The sequence below is a fragment of the Flavivirga aquatica genome, assembly GCF_001747085.1.
GTDB classification, from domain to species: Bacteria; Bacteroidota; Bacteroidia; order Flavobacteriales; family Flavobacteriaceae; genus Algibacter_C; species Algibacter_C aquatica.
Window position 1 is genome coordinate 70928 of sequence record NZ_MDJD01000034.1, and the last position, 26602, is coordinate 97529.

Annotated in this window: 19 protein-coding genes; 12 read left to right on the top strand and 7 right to left on the bottom strand. The window is 29.9% G+C overall.

The window, feature by feature from the left end; all coding sequences use genetic code 11:
- Nucleotide 1: 1 nt before the first annotated feature.
- Genes A8C32_RS06620 through A8C32_RS06635 form a run of 4 tightly spaced genes read left to right on the top strand, consistent with a single transcriptional unit; the run spans nt 2 to nt 3223 of the window.
- Complete coding sequence (locus A8C32_RS06620; protein ID WP_069829660.1) at nt 2–1135, top strand: FIST signal transduction protein; 1134 nt, start codon at nt 2–4, stop codon at nt 1133–1135.
- Nucleotides 1135–2199: a sensor histidine kinase gene (locus A8C32_RS06625; protein ID WP_069829661.1), complete on the top strand. Its 1065-nt coding sequence runs from the start codon at nt 1135–1137 to the stop codon at nt 2197–2199. The genes A8C32_RS06620 and A8C32_RS06625 overlap by 1 nt, the downstream gene beginning before the upstream one ends.
- Nucleotides 2186–2503 carry a histidine kinase gene (locus A8C32_RS06630; protein ID WP_069829662.1) on the top strand — a complete coding sequence of 106 codons (318 nt, stop codon included), beginning with the start codon at nt 2186–2188 and terminating at the stop codon, nt 2501–2503. The genes A8C32_RS06625 and A8C32_RS06630 overlap by 14 nt, the downstream gene beginning before the upstream one ends.
- 9 nt (nt 2504–2512) lie before the next feature.
- Nucleotides 2513–3223, top strand: a complete 711-nt coding sequence (locus A8C32_RS06635) for a LytR/AlgR family response regulator transcription factor (protein WP_069829663.1) — start codon at nt 2513–2515, stop codon at nt 3221–3223.
- Nucleotides 3224–3593: 370 nt separating this feature from the next.
- Here the strand turns inward: A8C32_RS06635 and A8C32_RS06640 are convergent, their stop codons facing one another.
- The gene (locus A8C32_RS06640; RefSeq protein WP_165605803.1) at nt 3594–4844 is read right to left on the bottom strand and encodes a T9SS type A sorting domain-containing protein; all 1251 of its coding nucleotides are present in this window, start codon (nt 4842–4844) and stop codon (nt 3594–3596) included.
- Nucleotides 4845–5230: 386 nt separating this feature from the next.
- Here A8C32_RS06640 and A8C32_RS06645 point away from each other — a divergent pair, with 386 nt between their 5' ends.
- The gene (locus tag A8C32_RS06645; protein ID WP_069829665.1) at nt 5231–7813 is read left to right on the top strand and encodes a DUF6923 family protein; all 2583 of its coding nucleotides are present in this window, start codon (nt 5231–5233) and stop codon (nt 7811–7813) included.
- Between the two features lie 549 nt (nt 7814–8362).
- Nucleotides 8363–9271, top strand: a complete 909-nt coding sequence (locus A8C32_RS06650) for an IS1595-like element ISAlg2 family transposase (protein ID WP_069828596.1) — start codon at nt 8363–8365, stop codon at nt 9269–9271.
- Between the two features lie 415 nt (nt 9272–9686).
- On the opposite strand, the gene katG is transcribed toward A8C32_RS06650, so the two are convergent.
- The 3 genes from katG to A8C32_RS06665 form a co-directional block, all read right to left on the bottom strand.
- On the bottom strand, nt 9687–11963 hold the full coding sequence (katG, locus tag A8C32_RS06655) for a catalase/peroxidase HPI (protein ID WP_069829666.1): 2277 nt from the start codon (nt 11961–11963) through the stop codon (nt 9687–9689).
- A 134-nt stretch (nt 11964–12097) separates the two neighbouring features.
- Nucleotides 12098–12598, bottom strand: a complete 501-nt coding sequence (locus A8C32_RS06660; RefSeq protein ID WP_069829667.1) for a hypothetical protein — start codon at nt 12596–12598, stop codon at nt 12098–12100.
- 422 nt (nt 12599–13020) lie between these two features.
- Entirely contained in the window at nt 13021–15078 is a 2058-nt protein-coding gene (locus A8C32_RS06665; RefSeq protein ID WP_069829668.1) for a tetratricopeptide repeat protein, read from the bottom strand.
- 151 nt (nt 15079–15229) lie between these two features.
- Here A8C32_RS06665 and A8C32_RS06670 point away from each other — a divergent pair, with 151 nt between their 5' ends.
- The 4 genes from A8C32_RS06670 to A8C32_RS06685 all read left to right on the top strand — a co-directional run bounded on the left by A8C32_RS06670 (nt 15230) and on the right by A8C32_RS06685 (nt 18565).
- Complete coding sequence (locus A8C32_RS06670; protein WP_069829669.1) at nt 15230–15508, top strand: STAS domain-containing protein; 279 nt, start codon at nt 15230–15232, stop codon at nt 15506–15508.
- A gap of 26 nt (nt 15509–15534) precedes the next feature.
- On the top strand, nt 15535–15837 hold the full coding sequence (locus A8C32_RS06675) for an STAS domain-containing protein (protein ID WP_069829670.1): 303 nt from the start codon (nt 15535–15537) through the stop codon (nt 15835–15837).
- The gene (locus tag A8C32_RS06680) at nt 15821–17071 is read left to right on the top strand and encodes an oligosaccharide flippase family protein (RefSeq protein WP_069829671.1); all 1251 of its coding nucleotides are present in this window, start codon (nt 15821–15823) and stop codon (nt 17069–17071) included. The genes A8C32_RS06675 and A8C32_RS06680 overlap by 17 nt, the downstream gene beginning before the upstream one ends.
- A 276-nt stretch (nt 17072–17347) precedes the next feature.
- Complete coding sequence (locus A8C32_RS06685) at nt 17348–18565, top strand: glycosyltransferase (protein ID WP_069829672.1); 1218 nt, start codon at nt 17348–17350, stop codon at nt 18563–18565.
- A 245-nt stretch (nt 18566–18810) separates the two neighbouring features.
- Here the strand turns inward: A8C32_RS06685 and A8C32_RS06690 are convergent, their stop codons facing one another.
- From A8C32_RS06690 to A8C32_RS06700, 3 genes are read right to left on the bottom strand one after another with little or no spacing between them, the layout of a single operon-like run.
- Nucleotides 18811–20328 carry a glycoside hydrolase family 2 TIM barrel-domain containing protein gene (locus A8C32_RS06690; protein ID WP_069829673.1) on the bottom strand — a complete coding sequence of 506 codons (1518 nt, stop codon included), beginning with the start codon at nt 20326–20328 and terminating at the stop codon, nt 18811–18813.
- The gene (locus tag A8C32_RS06695) at nt 20325–21539 is read right to left on the bottom strand and encodes a hypothetical protein (RefSeq protein ID WP_069829674.1); all 1215 of its coding nucleotides are present in this window, start codon (nt 21537–21539) and stop codon (nt 20325–20327) included. The genes A8C32_RS06690 and A8C32_RS06695 overlap by 4 nt, the downstream gene beginning before the upstream one ends.
- The gene (locus A8C32_RS06700) at nt 21539–24628 is read right to left on the bottom strand and encodes a hypothetical protein (protein WP_069829675.1); all 3090 of its coding nucleotides are present in this window, start codon (nt 24626–24628) and stop codon (nt 21539–21541) included. Before A8C32_RS06700 ends, A8C32_RS06695 begins: the two co-directional genes overlap by 1 nt.
- 178 nt (nt 24629–24806) lie before the next feature.
- On the opposite strand from A8C32_RS06700, the gene A8C32_RS06705 reads away from it, so the two are divergent.
- Both A8C32_RS06705 and A8C32_RS06710 read left to right on the top strand, forming a co-directional pair.
- Nucleotides 24807–26000 (top strand): response regulator, encoded by a 1194-nt coding sequence (locus A8C32_RS06705; RefSeq protein WP_069829676.1) that lies wholly within the window; start codon nt 24807–24809, stop codon nt 25998–26000.
- Between the two features lie 93 nt (nt 26001–26093).
- Nucleotides 26094–26582 carry a glycosyltransferase gene (locus tag A8C32_RS06710; protein ID WP_069829677.1) on the top strand — a complete coding sequence of 163 codons (489 nt, stop codon included), beginning with the start codon at nt 26094–26096 and terminating at the stop codon, nt 26580–26582.
- Nucleotides 26583–26602: the final 20 nt, after the last annotated feature.

The window sequence follows — 26602 nt, forward strand, 5'->3', positions numbered from 1 at the left end:
GATGAAAACAGTACAATTAAAAAGAAATAAAACTAACGATTGGAAATATGTAACAGAGGATATGCCATTAATAAAACCATTGGTTTTAGTTTTAGGAAATAGGTATATGCTAGAAAATAATATGATTTATGAAGATATTAAAGCATTATATCCAGATGGGCATATTGTTTTTGGTTCTACAAGTGGAGATATTACTTCAAATAGAGTTGATGATGAAAGTATTACTATAACAGCTATAGAATTTGAAAGGAGCCAATTTTTAATCAAAACGACTAATACTTTAAATTCAGATTTAGATAGTTATAAAACAGGAGTGAATTTATTAAATCAGTTTCCTGAAGAAGGATTGAAATATGTTTTTGTTTTGTCTGAAGGTAGTTTTGTTAATGGAAGTGAACTAACAAGGGGGATGAATGATTCAGTAAAAAAAAATATACTAATTACAGGAGGACTTTGTGGTGATGCAGCTCGATTCGAAAAGACTATAGCTTCATATAATGAAAGCCCCAAAGCAGGTGAAATTGTTGCTATAGGTTTTTATGGAGAATCATTAGAAATATCATTTTCTATACGTGGAGGATGGACTCCTTTTGGTCCAAGGCGTATAGTTACAAAATCTAAAGCAAATGTACTTTACGAATTAGATAATCAACCCGCTCTAGATTTGTATAAAAAGTATTTAGGAGATAAATCTAATGATCTGCCTGCAGCAGCATTATTATATCCGCTTAATGTAAAATCAACTAAAGAGAAACAATCATTTGTTAGGACTATATTAAATATAAATGAAGAAGAAAATACTATGATTCTTGCTGGCGATATTCCTGAGAATTCTAAAGTACAACTCATGATGACTAATATCGACAATATAGCAAACGCATCAGAGCAAGCAGCAAGACAAGCATTAGAGTTGAGAACAAATAAACCACAATTAGCATTACTAGTAAGTTGCATTGGGAGGAAATTGGTTTTAGACCAACGCGTAGAAGAAGAAATAGAAGAAGTTGTTGCTGTTGTTGGTAAGGATACAGCTATCTGTGGTTTTTATTCTTATGGAGAAATAGCCCCTTTTTATGGCGAAAATAATTGCCAATTGCATAACCAAACGATGACTATAACACTAATTAGTGAATAATGAACTCTTTACTCAAACGACAAATTAGGAAATATCTACCAGAAGAATTAAAGTTGTCTAAAGATTTAGATCCGTTTTTAGATGCTTTAAATAGATCATATAATAATTTTGATGAACAGTTTGTGATGCAACAACGTGCTATGACTATAAGTTCAGATGAATTATTTGATGCTAATAAACAACTTAAACAAGAAACGATAGCTCAAGAAGAAGTTATTGATAAACTAAAAAATGTTATAGAAAAGCTTAAGTTTTATGAGTTGCCAGAGCGAGAAAGGTTAGAAACAGTTGATTTAGATGGCTTGAAATTAGTAGAATTTATAGACAACCAAACAAAAGAAATAATTGAAATAAATAGACAACGAGATAAGCTTTTAGAGGAGTTAGCATACCAAAATCAAGAATTAAGTGATTATGCTCATATGGTATCTCATGATTTAAAATCTCCATTAAGAAATATAGATACATTAACAAGTTGGTTAAGAGATGATTATAAAGATAAGTTAGATAGTCATGCTAATGTAAGTATTAATCTAATAAGGAATAATGTAGAGAAAATGGATTCTTTAATTAGTGGTATTTTAGATTATTCAACAATAAGTAAAAATCAAACAGAGTTTTATGATGTAAATACTAAAAAATTATTTGATGATATTATTGCTATGATAGATATTCCATCTCATATTACTATAAAGCAATTATCAAATTTACCAGTAGTAACTGGAGATAAGTATAGATTACAACAACTTTTTCAAAACCTAATAGATAATGCTATTAGGTATAATGATAAAGAGGAAGGTATTGTAGAAATTGGTGCTAAAGATGTAATTGATCACTGGGAGTTTTATATAAAGGACAATGGTAAAGGTATAGATAAAATCTATTTCGATAAAATATTTAAAACATTTCAAAAATTAGAAAATGATCCAAAATCTTCAGGAATAGGATTATCTATAGTAAAAAAAATAGTTAATCTTTATGGCGGAGAAATTTGGTTAGAGTCTGAACTGGATAAAGGAACTATATTTTATTTTACACTAAAAAAAGAATATGGAAACACCTAACCTATCTTATATTAATAGTTTGTCTGGGGGTGATAAAGCCTTTGAAAAACAGTTAATTACTATTATAAAATCTGAATTCCCAAAAGAAAAGGATGTCTATTTTAAAAACATAGAATCAGATAATTTTACAGAAGCATCAGAAAATGTACACAAAATTAAGCATAAAATTAGTATTTTAGGGCTTGAAAAGAGTTATGCAATCGCTGTAGATTATGAAAATAATTTGAAAACCAGTAATTTAGAAGGTAAAGTAGACTTTGAAACCATTTTGCAACTTATAACAGATTATTTAGTGACCCTATAATTTCATTTTATGGACTGTATTATTATTGATGATGAGGCAACTGCTAGAGCTATTATTATACAACTTTGTAGTAACAATTGTAGTTTAAATATTCTTGAAGAATTTTCAAATGCAATTCAAGCTATTAAATATTTAAATCAAAACAATATAGATCTTATCTTTTTAGATATACACATGCCAGATTTTACAGGATTCGATTTTATACAGACTATAAAAAATCCGCCAAAAATTATTTTAACAACTTCAGATGCTCAATTTGCTATAGAAGCTTTTGAGTATGAGTGTATTGTAGATTATTTAGTTAAGCCTATAGCTTTACCTCGATTTCAAAAAGCGATTAAAAAGGCAGAAGCTAAAGCATCAAAACCAATTTTTAGCCAATCTTTGTCTGCGTTAGAAGAGGAGGAAGCTACAATTTTATATGTTAATATTGACAGACGTTTAATTAAAATAGATATTCCTAGTATTTATTTAATTGAAGCTAAAGGCGATTATATAAATGTAAAAACTGAAGATAAAAACTATACAGTACACTCTACTTTAAAAAAAATTGAAGATAAATTACCAGATAATTTATTTTTAAAAATACATAGATCATACATTATTAATGTTCATAAAATAGTTGATATTGAGGATAATAGTGTACTTATTAAAAAAGATGTTATTCCTGTTAGTCGTTCCAATAGACCAGAATTGATGAAACGTTTAAATTTATTGTAAACACTCAAATTTTATGTTCTTAAAAAGAAACATAATTCAAATTCATTCTATTCATTTCGAAATTTTTTAGTATAATATAATTTTAATTCTTCCAGTATTTATAACAACTTATCTTTTCATAAAGAACTCATTTTTTGACTTTTTCTATTTCCTAAAAAATGTCCAAAATTCGCCTATATTTCAGTTGTTTTCTCATGCGTAGCTATGCCTTTTAAAAATAACCTTATTTGAACAAATTTTCACTCATTTTCGGTTAAAAATATAAAGTCAAGATGAGTTCAAAATTGAAAATATAGATTATAAAAAATAAAAGCCTTTCTATTTCGAATAGAAAGGCTTAATTGATAAAAATGTTTAAATGAATGTTTTTTTAATTAATAGCTAATTTTAAATTAGTTATTTCTCCTTGATTGTCAACTTTAATATTATATAGGCCACTATCTAAGTCAGATACTCTTAATCTTAATTCATTAGACTTATTTGCTTTTCCTCTTTTTACCGTTTGTCCGCTAGTTATACTTGTTATTGTTATTTTTGATTTAGACGGAGCAGTAATAGTAACAAAATTGTTGGCAGGGTTTGGAGTAACACTAACATTGTTGTTTCCTCCGTTATTGTTGTCTGTACCATCTTTTTTCCAAACTCTTATGTAATCAACATACATCGATGTAGGCATTTCGCTTAAACTTTTTTGAGCCCTACTATTTGTTTCTGGGTTAATAGCATTAAAAACATTACCTAGAAAGCTAACAAAAGGAACTCGTAAACCTAATGATGCGATTACATACATTGGATTATCACTCCAATTAGTATTATTTAAAACTTTACCAACACGAATTCCATCTACATAAAAATATAATTTGGTAGGTGTGATTTCACAACCATAAGTATGCCAATTTTGTGTAGGATCGAATCCTAAGTTATATTTATTAAGTTGATTATCTCTAGCTTTAGCTTGCTTAGGCCTAAACCAGTCTCTACCAAAGCTAGCTTTTTTAACTAAGTGTAAGTTAGATTCGGCATCATCAATTAAATCTTGCTTTTCTATTCCTGCAGGAGCATTTACATCGTAATCAAATTGTTGTAGTTCAACCACATCAATTTCAGCATAAACAGTTTCTCCAATTGGTTTACTATCAAAAAATTTGCTATACAACCAAAATGATGGACATACCCCTCGTCGTTTATCTAAGTCAGCAGCTTGACTTGCGTTTATGTCTGATCCATGAATTTTAGCTTCAACATAACCAACAAAATTTTTTGGTAATTGTTGGATTGTTTGTAAGCATCCACTATTAAAATACGTGTTGTTAGCTGGTATATTATTTGCGTTTTGGCGAATTGTAATTTGTGCTGCACTTTGACTTTTAAAAGAAGTTATAGTGACATTCGTATCGTTATTCCATTTCCAAGCTTTTGTATTTGGTAAATTTTGAGTTTTGCTCCATTTACTCCAATCTATATTACTAGCATTAAACTCATCAGAAAAAGCTGGCATTAAGTTCCATTTATCATTTGGGTTTGATGTAGTTCCATTAGGAGTTTGTGCTATACCGTTATAAAAAGTAAAGTTAGCAATTAATATTAAAATAATTTTAATAGTAGGTTTCATTCGTTTCATTTTAGTTTTAGTTAAAGGTAACGGGTTCATTTTCTTTTTATTATAAATATGTATGATTTTTATTAATATAAATGTTTTTAAATCTTATTTTTATGTAGGTAAAGTTGTGTTTTTATGAAAAATATATTTAAGGTTTTTTATGGATATTTTGTTATAATTCATGAGCATTATATAAATAGAAAAAGACGAAAACTGTTTCGCTTCAGAGAAGTGCTTTTTTGTTCGGCAAAAAATTAACATGGCCCATATGTATAATTAGGAAAAATAGAATACATTCTAACTAACCAATAAATTAATCCATTCGTCTATACTTAATTATCACCCATCGAAAATTAAATTTTGGGATTGTTTATTAGGATAAATTTGTGATATAAAATAAGCCTGTCATGAAAAAAGCACTACTATTATTATTAATTTGGAACTTTAATCTTAATGCACAAGACACACCGTTTAATTGCGACTATAATGCTTATTTATTCCAGTATAACGATGTGTATGCCATAGATTTAGCATCGGGTAATTCGTATACAGTAGCTACAGACGTTACTGAGGGAAATATTAATGCGGCAGCATACAATCCAGCAGATGGTTTTATATGGGGCTCACTTAGCACGCCGTCAAAATCTATTGTACGTATAGGAAAAGATTTTAATACAACTGTTTTTTATGTAGATGAGTTACCAACTAGTGGTCGTTATGTTGGCGATATTAGCGCAACAGGTATTTACTATTTAAAAGGAGGAGGTACAACTTATTATGCTATTAATTTAGATCCTACTTCTGCAAATTATGGAAAACATATAGCAACTTTGAGTTTATCTAAAAGTATAAGTAACCATGATTGGGCATTTAATGCTGTAGATGGAAAATTATATACAGTAGAAAAAAAAACTAATATTTTATATAGAATAAATGCCGAAACTGGAGCAATGCAAAGTTTGGGAGAAGTACCTATCCTGTCGGGTTTAAATTATACTTATGGTGCTGTATATTTTGATGCTTCTGGACGTTTTTACGTATCGGCAAATCAAACAGGAACTATTTATGTCATTCAAAATGTTCAAGATTTAGATGGAGTTAATACTATGGAGTCTAATTTGTTTGCCTTTGGACCATCGAGTTCTCAAAATGATGGAGCTCGTTGTCCAACAGCACCTGTACCACAAGAAGATTGTTCTAATGGAATTGACGATGATGGAGATGGGCTAGTAGATTGTGAAGATCCATCATGTTCTGGTTATGCAGCTTGTCCTGTTATTGCAGCACCAACTTCTACAGCAAATAGCGGTGGTTTAGAAAGTAACAATAGATTATCCGATAAGATTAATAAACGAAACTTTAATAGATCAAAAAATAATTATAAATTCGATGTACAAAAAGCAAAAAAGTTTTCGAAAACATCACATTACGGTAAAAAATCTAAAAAAGCAGGTATACAATTAGCAGATTTTATTCCATTAGATATCCTAAATGAAGATAATGTTATAGATTCGTCTCCAAAAGATTTATTAAATATTACCAATGCTACCGATTTATATTCAGTAGATTATATAAGACAAGGAGAGGCTGTAGCATCTGTTCTGTTACTTAAAACTGATAAAGGAGTTTACGAACATACAAAACACATATGCGACAGGTTGTTAGGAGCACAGTTAATTTCGGTTTCTACTATAGAAATAAGTGAACAAAGGTTTATAAAATCACTAATTAGAAATGTTGATGGATCATTAGAATTTGTGCTAAGTTTCTCAGCTAAAACTACAAATAATGATACTGGTTTTGGAATTGAGAGTCATTGGAATTTAGATAAATATGAAAGCAACGTACCATTTTACAACTTTCAAATATGGTCAAACTCTTTAGATGATTTATTACGTCTAGGAGAAGAAGTAATACAATTATTAGATGTTCAAAAACCAATTTCAAGTTATAACAATTCAGAACCGCCAACAGTATTTGTTAGAAAAGGAAAATATCATAATGGAAAATTAGAGTTACAAATAATAAATACCAATAGAACTAGTAATATTGTTTTCGATGGGGGCTTAAGAGCTACCGAAACAGAAGGGGTAGAGCAAGTGTCGTCTTCAATAGATTTAAACGGAAACTATATTTCTAATATAGAAGTAGATGCAGGAAATCTTTTTGATATAGGTTTTAGAATAGGGAATGGTATACAAACTCCAGATGATTTATTTATGTCTGATGGACCATGGGGAGTTGATGATGCAGCGCCAAGTACAACTATTACAAGTTATACAATTGAAACAAATGACGAACAATTTAATGATGATGAGTATGCTGTAGAACGTAATATAGAATTAGTAGCTAAAACTAGTGAATATGTGGCAGCTTACAGAGCATTAACACCAAAGTTTAATCCTATAGATTTTTCAGATTATAAAAGTTTTCAATTAAAAGCTAAAGGTACTGGTAAATTAATAATTAGATTAGTAAAAAAAGGAATTAGTAATTGGGAATCTCAATATAAAGCGTCTATAAAACTTACTGAAAACTTAAAAGAATATAGTATTCCTTTTTCTGAATTTACCTCAATTACTGGAACACCAATAACATTAAACGATATAACATCTGTAGTATTTACTATGCTAGCAGAAAGTGGCGAGGTAGAAACTAAAGAAATGACTTTACAGCAATTACGTTTTTCAAAAAACACAACACTTTCTGTAGAGACCTATAATGAAAATAAGGTGTTGGAACATACTTTTGCAAATCCAAACCCTATGGCATTAAGTACAAATATTCATTTTACAGCTCTAGAGTCTCATAAAGCAAGTTTAAAATTGTATAATCAACTAGGAGCATTAGTGAAGCAGGTTGATTTTGAAGTAACACAAGGCGAAAATAAAATAAAATTAGGCAGACAAGGCTTAAGTTCTGGATTGTATTTCTGTAAAATAGAAGGGAAAACAAAAGATTATAGAAGTGTAAAACTACTTATAAAGTAGGAATAATGAAAATTGAGGGATCTGGAAATACAATGGTAATACATATGTATATATTGAGTACTGTTGAAACAGATTGATTTTTAAATCAAAATGTTTTAGTCAAATGTCTCTCACGGTCTTAAAGACAAAAATACATGCTGTGTTTAAGGTTTACTCAAGCAGATATATTGCCTGCTTTTCAGATACCCTCACTAACAGAATGATTAATAGCAACTAATCTTTATTAAAAGGTAAAAGACGTATGTTTTTTTACCTTTTTTCTGTGTAAAAAAAAGGAGATATAACTATATGTTATTGAAAATCATCAATTGTTGTTTCATTTTAAAGACGAAAAACGTCTTACTCATCACCGAAAATATATAGTGAACGCGAACAACGTTTCCAGTATTTTTAATACCTCTGGAATATTTTTTGATTCCTGCTAAGCTAAAAGGTATTGACCATTAGTCAATGGGATAGAAAAAGCTATTAAATCTTTTTTATACTATTTGAATATCCGTAATTGCTAATAATTGATTAAAAATGCTTATTTTGTTAAAAAAACAAGTCATGAATATTTTTAGTTTTACCGCCCATTTTGATAGTGAAGAAGCTTGTCGTACTCATTTTAAGCAAGAAAGAGATAAGATAGGAGTTAAATGCCAGCGTTGTGGTCATACTCATCACTATTGGATAAAGGCTGTTTGGAGCTATGAGTGCAAATCTTGTAGAGCCCGTACATCTTTGAGAAGTGGTACTATTATGCAAAATTCTAATCTATCTTTTATGATATGGTATAAGACAATGTTTTTGATGACTACTACCAAGAAAGGATTTTCTTCTAAAGAAATCCAGAAACAGCTTGGTTTAAAAAGGTATGAACCTGTCTGGGCGATGGTTCATAAACTTCGTAAAGCAATGGGTAACAGAGATGCTCGCTATACTTTAGAAGGTATGATTGAAATGGATGAAGGTTATTTTACGGTCGAATCTTCTGAAATAGAGCAACAAAAAGGAAAAAGAGGTCGTGGTGCAGTAGGAAAGCAAAACGTAATGATAATGGCAGAATCCACTCCCTTAGAAGACCCGAAAACCAACAAGAAGGATCGCCAATGTCGCTACTTTAAAGCCAAAGTGCTGACAGATCATAAGGCTGATGGTGTAAATGATACTGTTAAAGAGTCTTTAGACGAACAAAGCATTGTTTTTACTGATAAAAGTACTTCATATGTTGATATTGCTGATTTTGTAGAACTACATATTAGTGAAAAATCAGATAAACAAACTACTAAAGAGACCTTGAAATGGGTACATATTACCATAAGCAATGCCAAACGAAACTTACTTGGAAATTATCACAAAATTAAAGGCAAATACCTACAACTCTACCTAAACGAATTTGTTTACAAACTCAATCGAAGATATTTTGAGGAAAAACTATTCGATAGACTAGTAATAGCTGGAATTACTGGATTATGAGTAAAAACGGATATTCAATATACTATTAAGTAAATCTAAAGTATGTCTTTTAGAATTTAAGATTTTCTTTATATATACTAAAAAAGGATAACTTCCTTGTTTGTTGAATAGTTGTTGCGTTTTAATGAAGTGATTGTATAATGTTTCAAATTAAAAAAACCCTCAAAATCTAGCGATTAAGAAGGTTTTAATAATTAAAAATGGGGAATTGAATAGATATACTCTAAAAATAATTGAATCTTAAATCTAACATGTCTATCAATTCCCCACTTTTGTATTCTTCTTATTCTGTTTCTGAAGTGTATAACCTCAATAGTTATGAATAAGACTATTGAAAAATTTTAAACTCAAAGCCAATAAAGCATTCTAATTTGCTCAAGCTAAAATTGATTCAACTAAGGAGAGGATAATTAAATTATTTTAGATCAAAGCGATCAAGTGTCATTACCTTTGTCCAAGAGGCAACAAAATCTTTTATAAACTTCTCTTTTGCATCATTACTAGCATAAACTTCAACCAAAGCTCTTAATTCGGAATTTGACCCAAAGATAAGATCTGCACGAGTAGCTGTCCACTTTAATTCTTTTGACGTTCTATCTCTGCCTTCATATTTTTCTTTTGCATCAGAAACGGCTTTCCATTCTGTACGCATATCTAAAAGGTTAACAAAAAAATCATTTGTTAAAGTTCCTGGATGTTTTGTAAAAACACCATGTCTAGAGTTGTCATAATTTGTGTTTAAAACGCGCATACCACCCACAAGAACAGTCATTTCAGGAACTGTTAATGTTAACAATTGCGCTTTGTCAATAAGTAGCTCTTCGGTGGTTAAAGTATATTTTGTTTTTAGATAATTTCTAAATCCGTCTGCCATTGGTTCCAGTAATTTCATAGAATTTATATCGGTTTGTTCTTGTAAAGCATCCATTCTGCCAGGAATAAAAGGAACTTTAATAGGGTACCCTGCTTTTTTTGCAGCTTCTTCTATGGCTACTGAGCCTCCCAGAACAATTAAATCTGCAATAGAAACTTTCTTACCTTTTGCATTAAAATTGCTTTGAATTTTTTCTAAAGTTGTTAAAACACTATTCAATTGTTTAGGGTTATTAACCTCCCAGCTTCTTTGTGGTTCTAATCTTATGCGAGAACCATTAGCTCCACCTCTTCTATCTGAATGGCGAAAAGTTGATGCAGAAGCCCATGCTGTGGATACTAATTGGCTGACAGTTAATTCAGAATTCAAAATACGTGATTTTAAATAGGCAATGTCTTTTGCGTTCACTAACTCATGATCGACTGCTGGGATTGGGTCTTGCCATAAAAAATTTTCCTTTGGAGCTTCAGGACCAAGATAGGTAGTTCTAGGTCCCATATCTCTATGCGTTAATTTGAACCATGCACGTGCAAAAGCATCATTAAATTCTTCTGGATTCTCAAGGAATCTTCTTGAAATTTTTTCATAAATTGGATCAAATCGTAATGAAAGATCAGTCGTTAGCATTGTTGGTTTATGTCTTTTTTCTGAATCAAAAGCATCTGGAAATATTTCTTCTGAGTCCTTTGCTTGCCATTGATGAGCTCCTCCTGGGCTTTTAACCAGTTCCCATTCATTATTAAGTAAGTTAGCGAAAAACGTATTATTCCATCTGGTAGGCGTTGCAGTCCATATAACCTCTAAACCAGTAGTAATGGCATCTTTTCCTTTTCCTGTTCCATAATCACTTTTCCAGCCAAGGCCTTGTTCTTCCATAGTAGCACCTTCTGGGGCAGGGCCTAAATGTGAAACATCTGCAGCACCATGTGTTTTTCCTAATGTATGGCCTCCTGCTATAAGGGCTACTGTCTCTTCATCATTCATTCCCATACGTCCAAATGTTTCTCGTATATCTATAGCTGCAGCAACAGGATCTGGTTTTCCGTCTGGCCCTTCTGGGTTAACATATATAAGTCCCATTTGAACAGCGGCAAGAGGCTTTTCAAGTTCACGATCGCCAGTGTATCGTTTTTCGCCTAACATTTTTGATTCTGACCCCCAATAGACGTTACTTGCAGGTTCCCACACATCTTCTCTACCTCCTGCAAATCCAATGGTCTTAAACCCCATTGATTCAAAAGCAACATTTCCAGTAAGGATCATTAAATCTGCCCATGAGATTTTACTACCATATTTTTGTTTAATAGGCCAAAGAAGTCTTCTTGCTTTGTCCAAATTGCCATTATCTGCCCAACTATTAAGTGGTGCAAAGCGTTGTTGTCCTTCTCTTGAACCTCCACGGCCATCTCCTGTTCTATAAGTACCTGCACTATGCCATGCCATACGAATAAATAATCCTCCATAATGGCCATAATCAGCTGGCCACCAGTCTTGAGAATCTGTCATTAATGCAGTTAAATCTTTTTTTAATGAATTATAATCCAGACTATTAAATTCTTCTTTATAATTGAAGTCTTCATTCATAGGATCCGACTTTGATGAATGCTGTCTCAGCACACTTAAATCAAGTTGATTAGGCCACCAATCTCTATTAGTTTTCCCATCGTTACTTACATTAAGGCCTCCTGATGGCCCTTCTGAAGAGAAACCGAAAGGGCATTTGCCCTTTTTGGCAGAATCTCCTTTGGTTTCATTTTGTTGGCATCCAGTAAGGATGAGTGCCACAAGGGTTAGGGTTATTAAAAATGGTTTTTTCATTTGTGTTTTCTTAAATTAATTAAATGGTTTTATTACTAAATTTGTTGTGGATTCTAACTTGAAAATAGATAACAAGTGAATTTTTTTATAAGCAAGATTTATTTGTTTGTCTTTTTTTATGAAACGAGTATTTTTTAGAAGCCAATACCAAAGTGCAATGCCGTAGTAATAGATACTTCTTGATTATTGCCTACTCTTAAGGGTAATACGAATTCTGCAAAAACATTAGTTTTTCCAATAAGAAACCCTTTATTCAAAAGTGGAGTGATTCCATACCTTCCACTTTTAGTCTCAAAAGCAATCCTATTTCCAAACGTAAGTTTATTACCTATACCCCACAATAAACCAGGGTGAATTATTAGTTCGTTTACAGAGCTATAATTATCCCTATTAGAACCAATAAATGGAACAAATTCTAGATCAAAGGCGAATTTTTCGTTTTTCCTTACCGTAATACCTATGGGGAATCCAATGGTATACGGGTCAAAACCATCAGAAGTTTCTCCGTCTTGAATAGTTATTATTGGTTGGACAAAGCCAAAGTGACCGCCAATAGAATTTTGTGCCTTAGCACTGTAAGTATTTAAACCTATAAATAGAATACTTGTAATAAATAAAAATGATTTTAAAGTCATAATATTAATAATTTGTGTGTGTGTTATATTAATGAATATCTGATTTCTATAATGTTACTTTATAGGTATAAGTTTAATGTACGTGCAACGAATTGATTTTTTATTCTAATACTCAGGTTTGTATAATATGGTTTTGGTTGGATTAACTTCAATTTAAAAATTAGATAACCTCAAAGTTCATACAAATTTCAAAAAGATGAAAAAACACCTATATCATTAATTAATTACAACTATACAAGTAAGATTATACGTTCAAAATTAGAATAATAAATATGAGTAATATGTTAGATATCTAACATATTAAGTTATATAATTAGATTATATCTGCTCTAGAGTAGTACACATGATAATGCCTGTTTGCAATTGGTAGCGTTAAGAATAAGACTTAAAAACTGAAGAAGTTTATATAAAACTATAGGCCACTATCTAAATATAGGGCTATTAAATAAGTACCATTTAAAGCGCAAACCAATTTCTGTAAAAGTAAAACCAGCAGCAGTAGCAGAGGCAATATTACTTTGGGTTCCATAAATATTAAATACGGAACGTTTAGAAAGCTTATAACCCAATTTTCCTTGAATTCTATAGGTGTTTTGTTTTTCATTATTTTCAATAAATTGAAACCCAGTAGCCGCAGTTAACTCATAAAACCAAGCCTTAGATTTTGTAATAACTTCATCTTTAATCAAGTTTACAAAAAGCTCTGTAGCATTAAATTTTTCAGGACTAAAATAAATAGAAGGGACTTGATTTTTAAAAGTAATGTATTGATAGTTTAAACCAGCCTTTAGCGATGGTTTACTAAGTATATTATAATATAATGAAGTAAATAATAGGTTTCTATTATTGTCATCATTTTGAAAGGTGTAAAAATACTGTGTGAACCATCCTAAATTAAAGTTTGAGTTAATATTATAGTTAGCATAAAGATTATTCATAACGATTTCGCGGTCTAATAAATCGGCATTAAAATTTTGTATTTCGCGTTTGTAACCAATATCTAAAATATGTAGTTTAATTGGTTTAATATTAAAAGATAGATCTGTTAACAATTGAGTATAATCATCTGTATTTGTTTTTGCGGCAGTAATACCAGCACGACCTTTAAACGTAATATTGGGTAATAATTGATAAGCTAACCCCAATGATGCATTATTAGAGGTCGCTTCATTATTCGTTATTTTATTACTAGTAGTTCTATATTGATATCTAGCTAACCATTTAAATCTTATTGATGTTGGAAACTCTAAATCGACTTGTAAAGATATAGATTCGTTATCTCCATTATCTTGGGTATAAGCAGCTTTTGTTTCTAAAAAAGGCGTAAAACTCATGTTTAAGTCTTTAATAAAATTTGAGGCATCCTTTTGTTTATCATAAAAACGTAATGTATTATTTGCAGATTGGTACGCTTCATTATAAAAACCTAAAGCTTTTAAAGCATTAGCTTTACCTAGATTACCATCAAAGGATGTACTGTCATTTTCTAAAATATGATTGTAATCGTCTATACTTTTTTTAAAATCATTTTTATAAATATTTAAAGTAGCACGTAAGGCTAAAACCCAATTTTCGTTAGGTGTTTTGGTTATTAAAGTATCAATAGTTGTTTGTGCTTCTTTATATTTTTTATTCCATATTAAGGCTTGTATGTAACGTTCTTTAGTTTGTTTTATAATAGTTGTATCTGCTAAATTAACAAGAGAATTATAGGCATTTTTACTAATTTTTAAAGCCTTTTTTTCTTTTCCTTTTAAATATTTTACTAAAGCTAAACCGTTTAGAGCAATAGTTTTATTGTTTGGGTTATTACTTATGGTATTATAAGTAGTTTCTGCTTTATTGAGCTCGCCAGAAATTAAATAGAGATTAGCTAAATTAAGTAAGGTGTCTTTATCATCTTTAAAAAGCGATAAATTTTCCTTTAAAAGTTTTTCGGCCTCAATGTAGTTTTGCTGTTGCTGGTTTTTATAAGCATAACCTAAATAAATGTATTTTTTAGAAGTTAATGCATTTGGGTTTCCTGGTAAAACAGCTAAGGCTTTGTTTACATAAATTAAAGCGTCTTTATATATTTTAAGATTCGATAGGGTATTGGCATATCCTAAAAGCGCAGGAAAGCTTTTATCATGTTCCTTAATTAAACCTTCGTAATATCCTTTGGCGGCATTGTAATTTTTATTCCAAAGTAAAGACTCGGCATAATTTAATTTTATTTCAAAATCGGTGGGATAGGTTTTTAGTAGTTGAGTAAATATAGATACAGCTTTTTTAGAATCACCATCTAAACCTATAGCACGTCCATAACAAAGTTTAGCAGTTTTATTATCTGGATACTCTTTTAAGATAGTTTTAAAAAAAGATACAGCAGTTGCATATTTGCCCGTTTCAAGATAGTTAAATCCAGTTTGCATATCTTGAGAAAACACAGAAAATTTTATAAATAAAGTAAGTAATCCTATGGTGTATTTAAGGGGCATATTTTCGGTTTTTATCTAAATGCAAGTTAGTCATAACAATTGAATCATTCACCTACAGAAAACTGCAATTGAACGAAATTTATGTCACTTTCATTGATTATTATAAGATCTTTGAATATAAAAAGTTAAAGCAGATTAATAATTAGAAATTATGGCACTTAAAATCACTCAGCAAAGAGAAATTTTTTTAGTAGAAGGAACTCTAAATATGCTTACCGCATTAAACTTTAAAAACCATGTTGAATCTGTTATGGAACATTGCGATGATTTGGTTATTGATATTGATAATGTAACAGAAATTGATAATAATGGAATGGAAGCAATAAGATCGATTTACGAAAAAACATTAGAGAGTAACAAAAAGTTTTATGTTGTTGGAGCAGGATGTAAAGAAGTTTATGATGATTTATGTGTAAATAACGCAGTTTAATTAAAGTAACCCCAAAACTTAATATTATGGACTTCAAAATAATAAACAACAAAGGTATTTTTGAAATACACGGAGATTTTACAAATATACAGACTAATCAAGTAGCAGATTATTTTAGTAATTTATTAGATAAGTATTATGAGATTATTATTTGCCTTAAACAAGTAGATAAAATTGACAATACAGCTATAAAAGTAATTAGAAGTATAGCAGCCAAAGCTAGAAGGCGTAGCAAAATATTATTTGTATTAGGTAAAGAAAATGAAAACATTACTAAACAATTAAAAAAAGCTAACCTTAACATTTATAAGAATGACTACGCTAATTAATGGTTTAAAAAGAAAAGTATCTTCAGAACAGTTTTTTATGATAAGTGTTTTGGCTGTGAATGGTGGGAATTATTTGTATAATTTAATTCTTGGTCGTCTCTTAGAACCAGCACAATTTTCTGACGCAGCAGTTTTAATAACATTTTTATTAGTTTTGTCTTTTGCAGCTATGACATTTCAATTGGTAACAGCTAAATTTTCGGTGCTTTTTGAAAATCAATTATTTAAAAGTTTTATCTCAAGAGTTTATAAAAATGCCATAGTAGTTGGTATTGTATTGGGGGTTCTTATCATACTTTGTTCAAGTCAATTACAAGAATTATTCAATACATCTTCATCAAAAATGTTTGTTGTTTTTGGTTGTGGCGTACCACTATATTTTTTAATGAGTGTAAATCGTGGTATTTTTCAAGGTAAAAAAGAGTTAAAATCATTATCGACAACATATCAGGCAGAAATGTTAAGTCGTTTGTTGCTAACAATAGGACTCATTTTGTTATTTAATATAGAATCATCTGTAGTTATTGCAATAGGCATTTTAATATCTTTTATTTTTGGTTTGTTACCATTTAAGTTTAAGAATATAATATATAAGAACTCATTATCAATAGGCGAAGTAGATGTTAAAGACATAAGAAATTTTTTTATAATAACAGCATTTTATGAGCTCACCCAAATTATTATAAATAACAGCGATATTCTTTTAGTAAAGCATTATTTTGAACCTCATGAAGCTGGGTTGTATGCATCTTTAGCATTAATAGGAAGGATTGTGTATTTTGTAGCATGGATGTTTGTTATGTTGTTATTACCAACAGTAGTTAAGTTAAAAAAAGAAGGCAAAGAAACAGCTCCAATATTATTTAAGTATGTAGGATATATAGCAGCAATTTCGATAACTATTATAATAGCTTGTGTTAGTTTTCCAGAAACAATTATTAATGTGCTATTTGGATCTAATTATACCAGTATGGCACCGTTATTATGGAAATATGCTCTAGCTACATCTATGTTTGCCATATCAAATATTTTCGCTTATTACTATCTGTCTTTAGATAAGTATGTGCCTGTAATTATATCTGGTGTATTTGGCATGCTACAAATGGGACTTGTAATAGTATATCACAATAATCTAGAACAAGTGGTACACATGCAAATTATAGCTATGGTTTTACTATTAGTTATACAAATAACAGTTTTTAAAGTAAGTCAATTAAAATTAAAAAATGCTTGAAACAATTAAATTACGCTATAAACAGGTTTTATTATTTTTCTAATAAAGGGAATAAAAAAATCTAACTATCAGTAATATAATTACTTACATATTAAATAAGCTATAGTTGAATAAAAAACGCTTTAAGAATAGATTTAAAAACCGTTTTATAACGCGTGTTCAGTTTAATCTATAGAAAATAACCACTCATCTACAGTAAGTATCGACTTATCTATAACTAATCGAATTTAGATTTTAAAACCGTGAAATTTATACTATAATTAAAAATTGAATATTATGAAATTAGCAATCGTAACTGCGTATCCCCCAAGCAAAGTAACATTAAACGAGTACGCATTTCATTTAGTAAAACACTTTAGACAAAAAGAAAGTATCACAGAACTCATTTTATTAACCGATACTACTAAAGGTAAAAAAGATATAGAACTTATAGAACAAGGGTGTAAAATAACGATTAAAGAATGTTGGACATTCAACAGTTATTTAAATATAGTAAAAGTTAACAAAGCAATTAATAAAACTAAGCCAGATGCTGTATTGTTTAATTTACAATTTATGAAATTTGGTGATAAAAAAATAGCAGCCGCTTTAGGTTTAATGTTACCATGGGTTTGCAAGTTTAAAAAAATTCCGAGTATTGTTTTATTACACAATATTCTTGAAGAAGTAGATTTAGGAAGCGCTGGGTTTACAAATAATAAAATGATGCAAAAACTATATGGCTTTATAGGAGCTACCCTAACAAGATTGATACTTCAAGCAGACACAGTTGCTGTAACCATGCAGAAATATGTTGAAATTTTAAAAGCAAAATACAAAGCTAAAAATGTGAAATTAATTCCTCATGGAACTTTCGAAATATTAGAAGAACCTAAATATAATATGCCTTTGGAACCTTTTAAAGTGATGACCTTTGGTAAATTTGGAACTTATAAAAAAGTAGAAGGATTAATTGAAGCTGTAGAGTGTATTAAAGAATATTCAAATTTAAATTTGGAAGTTGTTATAGCAGGAACAGATAACCCAAATACGCCAGGGTATTTAAATTCAGTTAAGGAAAAATATAATCATGTGAATGGAATAACTTTTACAGGTTATGTAGAGGAACAAGATGTCCCAAAATTATTTAAAGAGAGTGCAGTAGTTGTATTTCCTTATACTTCTACAACAGGAAGTTCTGGAGTGTTACATCAAGCGGGGAGTTATGGTAAAGCAGTTGTTATGCCAGATTTAGGGGATTTAGCACTTTTAGTGAAAGATGAAGGGTATAGAGGTGAATTTTTTGAGCCAACAAGTGTAAGCAGCTTAGCTTCTGCCATTCAAAAAATAATTATAAATAACGATTATAGAGTGGAATTAGAAAAAGCTAATTATAAGGCAGCTACGGCTTATCCTATGTCTAAAATTACAGATATATATATAGAAACTTTTCAAACCATTATAAGAAAAAAATCTAAAGAAAATTTAGTAAAAGCAGAAGAAATCATTTTTTAAATATATATATAAAGCGAGTTTAGTCTCTCCGTTTTGGATTTATAAATCCAAAGCATTCTTGAGCTCGCTTTTTCCATGGAAGTTTTCAGAAAAAAATAATATTATTAATGATTAAAGAGTAGAATTATAAAAGACTAATTATAGGTCGTATACAGTTTATTCTATACCTAAAACCACACGTATATTTAGATAGCTCTCAAACTTTTCAGGAAAAAACTAATAAAATTTAGTAATACCCAAAGAAATTATTTTTTAGAAATATATATGAAAGCGGACTTAGTCTCTCCGTTTTGGTTTATAAAACCAAAGCACTCTTGAGCTCGCTTTCTCCATGGAAGTCTACCAACGACTTCTTTAGGTATTTCACTAAAGTCGTATAAAGTCCATGACATAGCTTGTATATTATTTTTATAAAATAAGTTTTGTGCTTTTTGATGATAATTGGCTTGATCCTGTTCTGAATGACCAACAGGATTCCAAAGACCCTTATAAGAAGACAAACCAAACTCTGTTATTGCAATAGGTTTATTAGGAATTTGAGTTTGTAATTGCACATATAAAGCCTCTAAATCTTTTAAGTCTTTATAATAATGAAATGAAATTAAATCTAACTTTTCATTAAGTATTGTAGCACTTTCTATATTAGACCATCCAATAGTAATAGGATGCTTTTTGTCTATCGATTTAACTAAATCTATAGTCACGTTTAACCAAGAAATAACTTGTTCTTTTCCTCTCGATTTAAAATCTAAATTAGGTTCATTTTTAATATCCCAAGCTAATAAAGCATTGTGGTCTTTTAATGCTGTAACAAGGGTAGAAGCATGATAAAGATTAAGTGTCCAATTTAAAACCGAATAATCTCCATAAAAATCGAATAAGGTAACAACTACTTTTAATTTTTGAGTTTCTGCACAGTCTAATACTTGGATTAGTTTTTTTAGCTTTTCGGTATTAATATTAGCCTTTCCAAAATCTTCGTAAGGCACAAAAATCCTAACACTATTTAACCCAGAGTCTTTAATAATTTTAAAGTCTTTCGATATAATTTTTATATCAAATTTGTCACCATACATATCCCATGGAGATGCTTGTGGATAATAGTTTATACCGTTAATAACTGTAGTTGTATTTAAAGCAGGTGTCGTTTTTTTTATATAAGGTTTACTTTTTTCCTTTACTATATGTCTTATACGCCAAAAGCCATCCTCTAAAAGTAGAATGATTTTATAAGTCGATTTTTCTGTGGTTTCTAGAATAATAGTTTCGTTTTCATAGATGCGCTTATATTCAATCACATCTCTATCTGTAATAACTATAAGTTGCCCATCTTCACTAAAAAATTCAAGAGTAGGATTGTGTTCTAAAGTCGTACTCTCAATAGAAGTTTTTTTAGAGATATTAAGAGCAACAAAATTGAAAAGGTTCTTACGTGCATGGTCTGTGTAATAGTCGTCAATACCATTAGTAGTGTTTGTTTTTAAAGCAACATGTTTTACATACCAAGCATCTAAATAATCATTTTCAAGAGCATTTAAGGTTTGCTCATCCATAGGTCTACCTTCATTATTTAATGGAGACCATTCTATTTTAGGAAGGTATTGGTCAATCTTTTTAATTTCGGTATGTAGCATTTTACTTCTGTTTGCTCCAGTGTTTAAATAACTGTATAAACTACTAATACCAAATAGTATAAGTGTAATAACTCCTATGTATGAAATAAGCAATATACCCCGGACTATGTTTTGGTTAATACGTATCATAGTTTTACATTTTTAAAGGTTTTAACTAAACCAGCAGTTTTAATATTCATGGTATAAATACCATGAGGGAAGACATCTTTACTTAATTTAAAAGTAGTGTAACCTTCAAAAGTACTTTTTAAAAGTGTATTTATTTTTTTGTCATTTTTATAAATAGATAATGAAACTTCTAAACCATCGGGGATCATTTGATTCATAAAACTTTTAAGGGGGCCAATGGTAATTGTTCTATTGTTTTTAGAAAAAATAACTTCAAAATCTAAAATAGCTTGTTTGTAGCTTAGCGAAATCTCATTACTTTCTGCCATACCATTAATAAAAGCTTTTACAGTCCATAGGTTTCCTTGATCTGGATGAATCATTTTGGCAGCTGCCACACCATTAATTGTTGTACCAGCAGTTTTAAGGATGTTATTTGAAGTATTAGTAATAAAAAATTCGACATAAGTGCCATCACTAACTATGTTTCCATATTTATCCCTTATAATAGAGGTGTAAAAAGTTGTTATTTGGTTACCATCTGCATAATCATGATTGCGTTGATGAGAAATAGTAAAGTCTATTGGAATAGCAGGTAATACATTAATGGTATACTCTTTTGAGTTCTTGGTTAAACATTCCGAGCTAATCAATATTCTACCTGTTTTAATTTCCGAATAGATGTTTTTATAACCAATTAAATTTTTTGAATATACTAAGTCAAGGCTTTTGTTTGCTAAAAATTGATGTTTTACAGTAGTTGGAGTGCCATCTTTTAATGGGTTATCGTAAGGGTCTGTAGGGATGACAACAAACATACTATAATCTGTTCCTCCAGCTTCAATACTAGGAGGGCCTAAATAAGTTTCTAAACTGGCAACAACCTGCTTTGGGTTTATGTTAAACTGCCCAAATATTGAATGGTTATTATTGAGAAGCATCCAAGTTACAATGCCAGATTTTAAACTTATTACTTCTGGAATGGAGTAGTATAAAATATTATTTTCCAACTTAGGTTTAATCGTGGTACTACCGTAACTATTACTAATATATATAGTTGGCATTGATTTACTGTGGGACGAAAATTTTAAAATAATAGAGCTACCTGCTGTAAATTCGGTTTGAGTGGTGAGCAATTCAAGTTTATTGGTAGCCTCATTATTTTTAACTGAAGCTTTATACGATAATAATGGCATGGTTAAAATGAGAAGATATATTAATTTTATTTTCATTAATTCGGGTTTCCTATATAAGTGTTAATTTCTACTTTTATAAAGCTATAATACTTATGTTGTATTGGTTGTAGTAGTGTATTTGTGTGGTTTATAATTCTATTTGGTACAATTTTATTAGAAATAGCTTCATTAGGAAGGCCGTTTACAAAACAATTTTCCATGTCGTTATTTATAATTTTAATACAATTATCTTTTATAATAGGATACTCAAAATATTGTTGTCGTTGCTGCCTTATGCCTTCTTTTAAGAATAAATGATCTACCCAAACCATGGTTTTATTTTTGTTATAGTATGTAATGAGTAACTGCGGAATGGTAACTTCTTCTAAACCAGAATTAAATAGCTTTCCTGTAATATAATCTGTTGAAAAATTTAAGGTACTTAAAGCGGCACCTTTATAAAGGTCAGATCCAGAAACATTACCAGCAACCTGTAAATTGAACTTAGTAGGTTGTTCTTCAAATTCTATAGGTGTAAACTCATCTGGATTAAAGGTTTTAGGAATTGAGTCTTTTGTTTTTGACCAAGCAATACCTTCAAAATTAATTTTAAAAGAACTCACTTCTTTAGGCATTAATTTATGTTTTACATGATATTTTGCATTGTAGGTTGCCAACTCTTTGTTATCATCATTATACAACGTGCCTTTTAAAACCACATCGGCAGGAACATTATCTATATTTTGTACTTCACCTATTATTGAATAACTCGCATTGTTTTTTACCAATTTTGCAGAAAGAATTTCTAAAACAGGTTGTTTTAAAACATCTTCATGGTGTGTTTGTTCTGTAGTTATTCGTCGTCTTCCTTGATTAAAGTAACGTGTCAAATTATCTGAATACAATTGATCTGGAGGTAAATCCAAGTCAATATCATCTGGTTGAATAAACCATTTGTTTTTTATTTTGATTAAAGATTTGTATTCGGTTTTATTAATTTTTTCTAAAGGAGTTATCCATTTCGTATTTACTTGTAAAGTAGCTAAACTATCTGTTTGTGATAAGGTTACAGTTTCTATAGCATCTAATTTAGCATAAGAACTTAACAAGCCATCTGTTACAGATATTTCTAGCATATATTGTGCGATAGGAATATTGATATTTGGATTAATAAGACTATAAGCTTTTTCAAAAATTTTAAAATCCAAGGCATCATAATAGGCTATAATAGCATTTTCGGGCGAATGATGCGAAACATTTTTAATATAAAACTTATAGACGCCATAAAACATAATTATAGCTAAAATAACAGACCAGAGGTGTGTTATTTTAAGTAAACTTTTTGAAAATTTAGTATAGTCATTTTTAAATTTTAAGTACACAGGAATAACTTTCCTTTTTGTCTTTAGCATTCTAATCCAAAGCAATTGAATATTTAATATAAAAGCAATAATTACAGTTGAAAAGGGCATAATACCCCAAAGTATTTTTTGCCATCTAGCAACATCATCTTTTGGCAAAATAGATGAAATTGGAGGCACGTTTAGTTTTTCCCATACCTGAATTCCGTTTTCCAATTGCCGTAAACGTTGCCAACCACAGAAATACAAAATAGGGTCATAAAACTTATCGTTAGAAAAAATGTATTTGAAGTTATATTTTTCTGGAGTCGTTAAAAATTGTTGCAAAGATCCAATACCTTCAACACCTTTAAATTTCGAATTTTCTAAACGTTCAATGGGACGTGTAGTGAGTTCTGGAAGTCGTCTAGCGGAGTGGTAATTACCATCTACGCTCATACCATTAGTTTGCGCAGATAACCATGCCATTTGGTCTCCAAAACCTAAAGTCATATATCGCCATTGGTCATGATCGTCTTGGTTTAGGAAATTAATTATAGGTAACATTTTTATTTTCTGAGGTTGAGAAGGCCTAAAATAGCCTAAACTCATAGTGAAAATAGTCATAAATAAAAATAGACCAGCAAGTAAGCCACCAATTAATCGATGGTAAATAGAACCTAAATGTTTTTGGATAAGTGTTTTTAAATCGCCTTCTACAAAGCGATACGTAAACTCACCAAATAGTGGTAATGACATAATGGAAGCCCAAAGCGTAAAGCGGTCTAAAGTTAAAATGTTAAAAGCCGTATCGCCAAGAAATAGTTTAGGAATAGGCGTTGTACCCCCAGTTCCTAAAACAGTAAGTATAGTTATAGATAACCCAAAAAATAAATAACGCTTACTATAATACCTATAGAATATATAAGGTAAAAGTATGAGTAATATACCCCAAGGAATTAAAAAGAAGACAAGTCCAGATGAGGTGACTTCTAAAAAATTGTCACGAGACCCATGAGGTATAGGTACCTGTGTAATGGGGTTGTTTTTAGAGTTAATCCAATAAGGTAAAATACACCCAACTATAATAACAAGAGAAAGTATTCCAAAGGTTACAATGCGTCTAAAAAGTTTGAAAAAACTTTTTAAGAATACAATAAAAGTAATAGCCTTTGCAGAATCTGTTTGCTCTCGAGAAACATCCATAAGAACCATACCAATTAAAGGGAAAATAAAAAAGATCATTCCAAAAATTGGGGTTACATGATGCGAGGTTACTGTTACAGATATTAATGATAAAGCCGTTAATAAATAGCGATACTTTCCCGTTTTTAACCAGAGGTAAATTTCTGGTAAAGCATGCATTAATATAGAAATGCCAATAATACTAGGTAATTGTCCAAATACATGGAGTGTTTCAACAAAAGAAGATGATAAAACAGCTAAAATGGCAGCATAACCAGCTACAGTCCTATTAGAGGAAATTAGTAAAGAAAACCTATATGCACCTGTAATAAATAAAACGATACTAATTAAAGCAACTGTAAATAAACCAAATTTCACCCCTCCAATGAAAGAAAAAGCAGCAATAGCTTGATGGCTTAAAGGAGGATAACTCATTACAGTAAATCCAGTATACCATTTATAACTCCAGGGTTCGAACCAACTATTAGCATAATGATCTGCAAAAAATAAATGTATTAAGGCGTCATAGGTAGTTTCTAAAGTAAAGAATATAGAAGTACCATGAAATGCTAAACCTATAAGTAGGGCTATAATTAAATATTTGTTTGATTTTTCTTTCATTAATATGTAGTAAAAATATGATAATATAAATATAAGTAATTAAAATTGAGACACTAATTTTAGTTATCGACAGAAAACAGCTACTCGTCTAAACAAAGCAAGAGGTTTAACTAAATATTAACTTTAAAGTATATTTGCTCTATACATTTGTAATATAACTAATCACAAAACATTAATTATGAAAGTTTTAGCGATAGATGACCAGCAGTTAGTTTTGTTACCATTACAAAAAAGATTAGCAGAATTAGGATACGATGTGAAAATTGAAACAGATCCTCATAAGGGTATTGAATTATATGATACTTTCAATCCAGATTTAGTTATTGTTGATATTAACATGCCAGGTATTTTGGGATTAGAAGTCGTAAAGCATATTAGAGCTTCAAAACAATCAAAGACATCAATTATGGTTTTATCAGGAAATACAGATGATGAGATTATTACTGAAGGTTTTGACTTAGGAATTGATGATTATATGAAAAAACCATTGAGCTTAAACGAAGTCTGTGCTCGTGTAAAAAGGTTAATAGGAAAACCAGAATCAGAAAATGTAGTAGAAAATACAGATAATGTAATTATTGAAAAAAGATGTGTTGGAGTGGTTATTCCTTGTTATAACGAAGAAGAGCGACTATTGAGTAATGAATTTACTGATTTTGTAGACAAACATTCGGGGTATCGTTTGTGCTTTGTAAATGATGGCAGTAAAGATAAAACATTAGAAGTATTAAATTCTTTAAGACAGGAAAGAGAAAATTTTATAACCGTTTACGATTGTGAAAAAAATGGAGGTAAAGCAGAAGCCGTTAGATTAGGCATGCTGCATATGGCTAAGTATGAAGATTTAGACTATATAGGCTTTTTAGATGCCGATTTATCTACAGACCTATCAGATTTTGATGATTTGGTAACAACTATTGAAAATTCCGATTTTAAAATAGTAAGTGGTTCTAGAATTAGTAGAATGGGAGCTAATATTACTAAAGAATCTGCAAGAGAAATAATTAGTTTAACCATAAACTTTATTATTAGAAAAATATTAAAGATGAATTTTAAAGACACGCAATGTGGTGCTAAGATTTTTCATAAAGATGTTATTAAAGTTTCGTTTGATAGAAAATTTGTTACAAAATGGATTTTTGATGTAGAAATTTTTAAGAGAATGACAGCTTTTTATGGAATAAAAGAAGCTAAAAGATTAATCTGTGAAAAACCATTAAAACGATGGATTCACGCAGATGGTTCTAAATTATCAATGAAAGATTCTATGAAAATTATTGGTCAATTAGTGCAAATAGCATGGGTTTATAGAGGAGGAAATAAAAAGAATAAGAAAAAACATCAACTTGAACTAAATGAGGTAAGAGTATAGCTTGTATAAGCTAGAAATAATTTAGTAACAGTAGAGAATAATTACAATGAGATTATAAGAAATGTAATTATTAAAATGCATTAAAATAAATAGATGAAAATCGGGATTATAATAATATTTTATAACAATGCCTTAGATATAAATGAAAACCTATTTGAAGGTGTTTCGAAACTTGAAAAAATACAATTATGTCTTGTGAATAATGGAAGTAAAGATGAGACTTTGGAAAAATTACAAGAATTAATTGAAGTTTATGAATTAAAAAATTCTATAGTAGATATTAAACAAAATAAAGGTAATGATATGGCTATAAAAGCAGGAGTAAGATACCTTTTTAATGAAAATAATTTAAAACATATTGGATATATTAATATAAATAAATTTAATAAAACAATGTCTTTATTTGAATTGTTAAAAGCAATGCAAAACCATAACGATTTAATTATTCAGCATAAAATAAGGGGTACCAAAAAATGTCAAAAACAAAAATCTCTCGCTAAAAATATATTTTCTATTATGGAATATTTAAGCCATTTAAATATCAAATTAGAAAGTACTCAAGTAAATGTGATTGGAAGTTAGTTATATAAGTAGGTTGGGTT